Below are 5,881 nucleotides of genomic sequence, written 5' to 3' on the forward strand. Positions count from 1 at the left end.
CAGGTTGGTCTGGTAGGCGATGTCGTCGATCACCCCGACCTGGCGCGCGATGCCGCGCATGGCCGCCACCGTGGTCTGCACCGCCGCGCCGCTCTTGTCGGCATCGGCCGCTGCTGCCACGGCGATCTGGTCGGTGCGGCGGGCGTGTTCGCCGGTCTGCTGGATGGCCTGGCTCATGTTGGCGATGGCACTGTGGACTTCTTCCACCGCCGCCGCCTGTTCGCTGGAGGCCTCCGCCAAGTCGTGCGCGGTGGCGTTGAGCTGGCGCGAGGAGTGCTCCAGCGCCTGGGTCGACAGCGTCACGGCGTGCATGATCTCGGTGAGCCGCTCGCGCATGGTGTGCATGGCATAGAGCAGGCTGCCACGGTCACGGCGGCGCAGTTGCACGGTCACGCCCAGGTTGCCCTCGGCGATCTGGCGCACGATGTGGGCCGCGTAGTCGGGTTCGCCACCGAGCTGGCGGCGCAGGCTGCAGATGATCCACAGGGCGATGACAAAACCCACCGCCAGTGCCAGGCCGGCGATCTGCAGGTTGTGGCGGCGCAGGGTGGCGTATTCCTCCAGGGCGGACTGGTAGGAGTCATGGGTCAGGCTTTCCTGCAACTGCCCCAGCCTGGCCAGTTCGGTGGCCAGTGAGGCCAGGCGTGGGGTCAACTGGGTCCAGCTCTGGTTGGCTTGCAATAGCTGGGTGGTGGCAATCAGTTCGATGACCTGATTGCGCTCTTGCAGGTAGGTTTTCCAGCTTTGTTCGAAGCGCTCGGCTTGGGCTTGTTCCTCCGGGCTCAGGCGGGTGGCGCGGTAGGCTTGCCAGGCTTGTTCGAAACTGGCGTCCAGGCCCTTGAGGCGGCCCAGCCACTGCTGGATCTGTTCCTGGGCGCTGGCCCCATCGGGGCCGGGGGCGGTCGGTACGTTGGCCAGCATCAGGGCGCGTCCCATGACGTCGCGGTTGGTGTAGAGCGCATCGCGCACCCGGGCGATATGGACCAGGGCCATGGTCCGGTCTTCATAGACATAGCGCAGCTTGTCGTTGCTGGACGCCATGCCCAGCATGTCGCGCCAGGCCAGCAAAAGCACGCTGGCGCACATTACCGCTACCAGGAGCGCCAGGCGAGCGGTAACCGTCAGTTTTCGTTGCACGATATTTTCCTTGTGAGTGCGGACGGAAAGAAGGGGAATGGTGAGGGTTCCTTCAGTCCAGCACAGAATATAGCGAATCTTGTTGCTATGCAGAATGAAGAATAGAGCAGTTTGCGTCCCTGTTTCCTGAAGCTATGTGGTTTCCCACAATACCGGCCCGGGATCGGCTGAGAGATACTTGCGGCCGAACCGGGGAGGGGGAGTTCTCCCGGACAGAAAATAATCAACTGGCCCGAACGGACGACGATCCGATAACGGCTGGCGGCAGGTCTGGCTGGACCTGCCGGTCATCCACGCTTAAGGAGAAAGCACCATGTCGGCGCAAAAACCGCCCCTTTACAAGTCGCTGTATTTCCAGGTCCTGTGTGCCATCGTGATCGGCATCCTGCTGGGCCACTTCTATCCTTCCACGGGGGAAGCCATGAAGCCGCTGGGTGATGGCTTCGTCAAGCTGATCAAGATGATCATCGCGCCGGTCATCTTCTGTACCGTCGTCATCGGTATCGCCGGCATGGAAGATATGAAGAAGGTCGGCAAGACCGGCGGCCTGGCCTTGCTGTATTTCGAAGTGGTCAGTACCGTGGCCCTGCTCATCGGCCTGTTGCTGGTGAACTTCCTCAAGCCTGGCGTGGGCATGAACGTTGATCCGGCAGCGCTGGATACCAAGAGCATTGCCGCCTACACTGCCCCCGGCAAGCTGGGTTCGGTGACCGACTTCATCATGAGCATCATCCCCAGCAGCATGTTCGACGCCTTTGCCAAGGGTGACGTGCTGCAGGTGCTGCTGGTGGCGGTGCTGTTTGGCTTCGCGCTGCACAAGTTCGGCGGCCGCGGCACGCTGGTGTTCGACTTCATCGAGAAGATCTCGCACGTGCTGTTCTCGGTGGTGGGCGCAATCATGAAGGTGGCCCCGATCGGCGCCTTCGGTGCGATGTCCTTCACCATCGGCAAATACGGCGTGGGTTCGCTGTTCTCGCTGGCCAAGTTGATGGGTACCTTCTACCTGACCTGCCTGCTGTTCATCTTCGTGGTGCTGGGCATCATCACCCGTCTGCACGGCTTCTCGATCTGGAAGTTCGTCAAGTACATCAAGGAAGAACTGTTGATCGTGCTGGGCACTTCCTCCTCGGAATCGGTGCTGCCGCGCATGTTGGCCAAGATGGAAAACGCCGGTGCCAAGAAGACCGTGGTGGGTCTGGTGATCCCCGACGGTTACTCCTTCAACCTGGACGGCACCGCCATCTACCTGACCATGGCGGCCGTGTTCATCGCCCAGGCCACCAACACCCCCATGACTTCGTGCAGGAACTGACGCTCTTGGGCGTGCTGCTGTTGACCTCCAAGGGCGCGGCTGGCATCACCGGTTCCGGCTTCATCGTGCTGGCCGCCACGCTCTCGGCGGTGGGCCACGTACCGGTCGCCGGCCTGGCGCTGATCCTGGGGATCGACCGCTTCATGTCCGAAGCCCGTGCCCTGACCAATACCATCGGCAACGGCGTGGCCACGCTGGTGGTGGCCAAGTGGAGTGGCGAACTGGATAGCGAGCGCCTGACCAAGGTCTTGAACAACGAGACCGTGGAAGACGCGCAGGCACCGGAAGCCGTGCTGGATCGCACCGAAGCCAAGATGCATCACTAAGCAGACCGCGGGAGCTCACTCCCGCCCCGTCTGCCTGATCGGCCCCATCCTCGCGTCATTGCTGGCGCGACGATGGGGCCGATGTCTTTCTGCAAGCCTGGATCGTTCCCATCACGGTCTGGATAGATCCCGTCATGGCTTGTGGGCAGATCAGAGTATGGCGCGATAGGTAGAAAGTGCCTTGGCGGTTTGTACCAGGCCTTGACGCAGCAGGATTTCCAGGTAGTGATCCACATCCACTGCGGGCTTCTTCAACTGCGCACGCTGCCGCTGGGCAGCGGCTGCGACGGCCGCCGGATCCAGATCGAGCAGATTATGGGCGAACTCATCCGGGTGCTGTGCTTCGATACCATAGGGGATCAGTGCTTGAGCAGGAAAGTCCCGTTCGTTGAAGGTCACGATCACGCTAGCTCCACAGCGAATAGCTGTTGCTAGCACGTGGCGATCGTCCGGATCGGGAAGGGTTAGCCCTGGTATCAGGGTCTCGTAGCCTTCCACCAGGCTATCGGGAATGGCACGATCCATCAGGGCCGAGGTACGATCCAGTTGCGCCGGGTTGAGATCGGGGCGATTGATCAGCAGGTTGCGTTTCCACTCATCGTGGATCGCTTGACTCCAGCGCGCCCGAAAGCATCCGGACAAGCCCAGCCACATCAGGAAGTCTCGCAATGGAGCCGGATAGAGGACACAGGCATCGTAGACGACCGTGAAAGGCGAATGCCTCATTCGTATCCCATACCCAATTCCTGCGCCTGCTGAGCCAGTTCTGCCATGGCCTCGGCGCTGGCACGGTCCCGTGCTTCCTTGTACTGCATCAGGTCGGCAAACCTCACTCGACGGTGTTTTCCGGCCCGATGAAAGGCCAGTGCGCCGTCTTCGAGCAATTTGACCAAATGCGGTCGTGAAACGTTGAGCAGATCGGCGGCCTCCTGGCTAGTCAGTTCGGCATGGACCGGGACGACCTTCACTGCATTGCCATCGGCCAGTTCGGCCAGGATGTCCACCAGCAAGCGCAATGCCGAGGTGGGCAGCTCCACTGTATGAGCGCGGTTGTGTTCGTCGAAGATCTGGATGCGCTGGGTGTCGAGTCGGGAGCTCAAATAAGCAGCCAAGGCGCGTTGACCCTGTACGGCCAAGGCGACCTCTTTGGCGGCAGGCAAACTGATTTTGGATGGGGCGTGGGTGTTCATGGCAGGCTCCGGGAGGGCGATTGCCAAGAATATTATTCGAAACAATCGAAAATCGCAATAATCGAAAGCCGGCTGCTTCCGCTTGAGCCCCTCTACTGCCGCACCGCCTCCATCAGGAAATCAACAAACGCCCGCACCCGCGCCGAGAGATGCCGGTTGTGCGGATAGAGGATGGAAAAACGCCGGGTACGATGGCCGGCCGCCTGCAGTACTTCCACCAGTTCGCCGCGCTGCACGGCGGCCTGGGCGATGAAGTGATAGATCTGGAACAGTCCGCCGCCGGCAATGGCCCAGTTGACGCAGCCCAGCACGTCATCGTGGATGCGCTGGCGGCTCTTGAAATGGAAGTCCATGTCGCGTCCTTGGGCATCCTTGAAGATCCAAGGCATGGCACGCCCGGTGCTGGGCAGGATGAACTGGATGCAGTCGTGCTGTTGCAGCTCGGTCACGCTGTGCGGCGTGCCGCGCCGCTGCAGGTAGGCCGGGGCGGCAAAGACGCCCAGCGTGGCGTCTTCCAGCGGGTGGGCGATGAGCCGCGAATCCTGCGGGATGCCCAGGCGGATGGCCAAGTCATAGCCTTCCTCGACGAAATCGATGACGCGGTTGGCAATGCTGACTTCCAGCTCGATCTGCGGATAGCGGGCCTGGAAACGCGGCAGCAGGGGCAACAGCCGGTAGTGCGCATAGGGTGTGCCCACGCTGATGCGCAACAGGCCGCTGGGGACTTTTTGCTGGCCGGTCAGGAAGCGCTCGGCTTCGGCGATCTGTTCCAGCGCCTGGCGGCATTGCTCGTGGTAGAGCTGGCCTTCGCGGGTGAGCCGGATCTGGCGCGTGGTGCGGGCAAACAAGCGCACCCCCAGGCGCGTTTCCAGGCGGCTGATGGAGCGGCTTACCGAGGCGGGCGTGACCCCCAGCGCTTCGGCGGCAGCGGTGAAGCTGCCCAGTTCGGCGGCCTTGCAGAAGAGTTCGATACTGCCTAGCTGGACGGGGTCGAAGCTGCGCATTTGTTCAATGATGTAATGAATGAATTGACTGGTGGCTAGTTTATCTTCGTTGCGGGAGGCAATAAAGTGGCGTCCATGCTGGCAATGCATTTTTGTGCAGTTGCCGCCTCCCCCTGATGAAGAAAGGAACAGCATGAAGACCCCCAATATCCTGATGATCGTCACCTCCAGCAGCCGCATGGGCGACACCGACAAGCCCACCGGCCTGTGGGCCGAGGAACTGGCGGCGCCTTATTACGCGCTGGTCGATGCCGGCGCCTCGGTGGTGATCGCTTCGACCGCTGGTGGCCGTGCGCCCATCGATCCGGGCAGCGTCAAGGCCCAGGGCCAGAACGATGCCATCGTCGAACGCATGTTGGCCGATGCCGAGCTGCAGCAGCGCATCGCCCAGACCTTGCCGCTGGGGCAGGTCAAGGTCGATGCGTTTGATGCCGTGTTCTTCCCCGGCGGCCACGGCACCATGTGGGACTTGCCCACCGATGCCAATGTGAAGGCGACCGTGGAGGCCGCCTTTGGCGCCGGCAAGTACATTGCTTCAGTCTGCCATGGAGCCGCTGGTCTGGTCTCGGCCGTGCGCGCCGATGGCAAGCCGATGGTGGCGGGCAAGCGTGTCAATTCCTTCACTGATGCCGAAGAGCGCGAAGTGGGACTGGCCGAGGTGGTGCCGTTCCTGCTGGAGAGTCGTCTGCGCGAGCTGGGCGGGATCTTCGAAGGAGCCGATAACTGGCAGGTGTTCGCAGTGCGCGATGGTCAGTTGATCACCGGNCAGAACCCGCAATCCTCGGAGCGGGTGGCGCAGGTGCTGCTGGNAGCGCTGGGCATGGCGGCTTGATCGTCCAGTCTCGGTCGCCTGCNNGGCAACAGGCCTGTCCAGCATATGGACGGCCCTTAGTTTTTTCGGTGCCGATGATG

General features: G+C 62.0%; 5 protein-coding genes and 1 pseudogene. 2 read left to right on the forward strand and 4 right to left on the reverse strand.

Going from position 1 to position 5,881, the window contains the following annotated elements:
- The coding region (locus tag I5W_RS00515; RefSeq protein ID WP_252716834.1) for a HAMP domain-containing methyl-accepting chemotaxis protein at positions 1-1,137 on the reverse strand (1,137 nt) is incomplete at its 3' end.
- A 313-nt stretch (positions 1,138-1,450) separates the two neighbouring features.
- Here I5W_RS00515 and I5W_RS00520 point away from each other — a divergent pair.
- Positions 1,451-2,775: pseudogene (locus I5W_RS00520) on the forward strand (dicarboxylate/amino acid:cation symporter).
- A gap of 150 nt (positions 2,776-2,925) precedes the next feature.
- Here the strand turns inward: I5W_RS00520 and I5W_RS00525 are convergent.
- The 3 genes from I5W_RS00525 to I5W_RS00535 all read right to left on the reverse strand — a co-directional run bounded on the left by I5W_RS00525 (position 2,926) and on the right by I5W_RS00535 (position 4,969).
- Complete coding sequence (locus tag I5W_RS00525; protein WP_044527786.1) at positions 2,926-3,501, reverse strand: PIN domain-containing protein; 576 nt, start codon at positions 3,499-3,501, stop codon at positions 2,926-2,928.
- On the reverse strand, positions 3,498-3,965 hold the full coding sequence (locus I5W_RS00530) for a helix-turn-helix domain-containing protein (RefSeq protein ID WP_044527787.1): 468 nt from the start codon (positions 3,963-3,965) through the stop codon (positions 3,498-3,500). Before I5W_RS00530 ends, I5W_RS00525 begins: the two co-directional genes overlap by 4 nt.
- Positions 3,966-4,057: 92 nt before the next feature.
- On the reverse strand, positions 4,058-4,969 hold the full coding sequence (locus I5W_RS00535; protein ID WP_199901685.1) for a LysR family transcriptional regulator: 912 nt from the start codon (positions 4,967-4,969) through the stop codon (positions 4,058-4,060).
- A gap of 133 nt (positions 4,970-5,102) precedes the next feature.
- On the opposite strand from I5W_RS00535, the gene I5W_RS00540 reads away from it, so the two are divergent.
- On the forward strand, positions 5,103-5,801 hold the full coding sequence (locus tag I5W_RS00540; RefSeq protein ID WP_044527789.1) for a type 1 glutamine amidotransferase domain-containing protein: 699 nt from the start codon (positions 5,103-5,105) through the stop codon (positions 5,799-5,801).
- Positions 5,802-5,881 lie beyond the last annotated feature (80 nt).

This window comes from Herbaspirillum sp. B65, from assembly GCF_000333555.1.
GTDB classification, from domain to species: domain Bacteria; phylum Pseudomonadota; class Gammaproteobacteria; order Burkholderiales; family Burkholderiaceae_D; genus Herbaspirillum; species Herbaspirillum rubrisubalbicans.

What these genes read in the sequence shown, in the direction of transcription:
- I5W_RS00525 (WP_044527786.1), bottom strand. Translation starts at nt 3,501, where the DNA reads ATGAGGCATTCGCCTTTCACGGTCGTCTACGATGCCTGTGTCCTCTAT.
- I5W_RS00530 (WP_044527787.1), bottom strand. Translation starts at nt 3,965, where the DNA reads ATGAACACCCACGCCCCATCCAAAATCAGTTTGCCTGCCGCCAAAGAG.
- I5W_RS00535 (WP_199901685.1), bottom strand. Translation starts at nt 4,969, where the DNA reads ATGCGCAGCTTCGACCCCGTCCAGCTAGGCAGTATCGAACTCTTCTGC.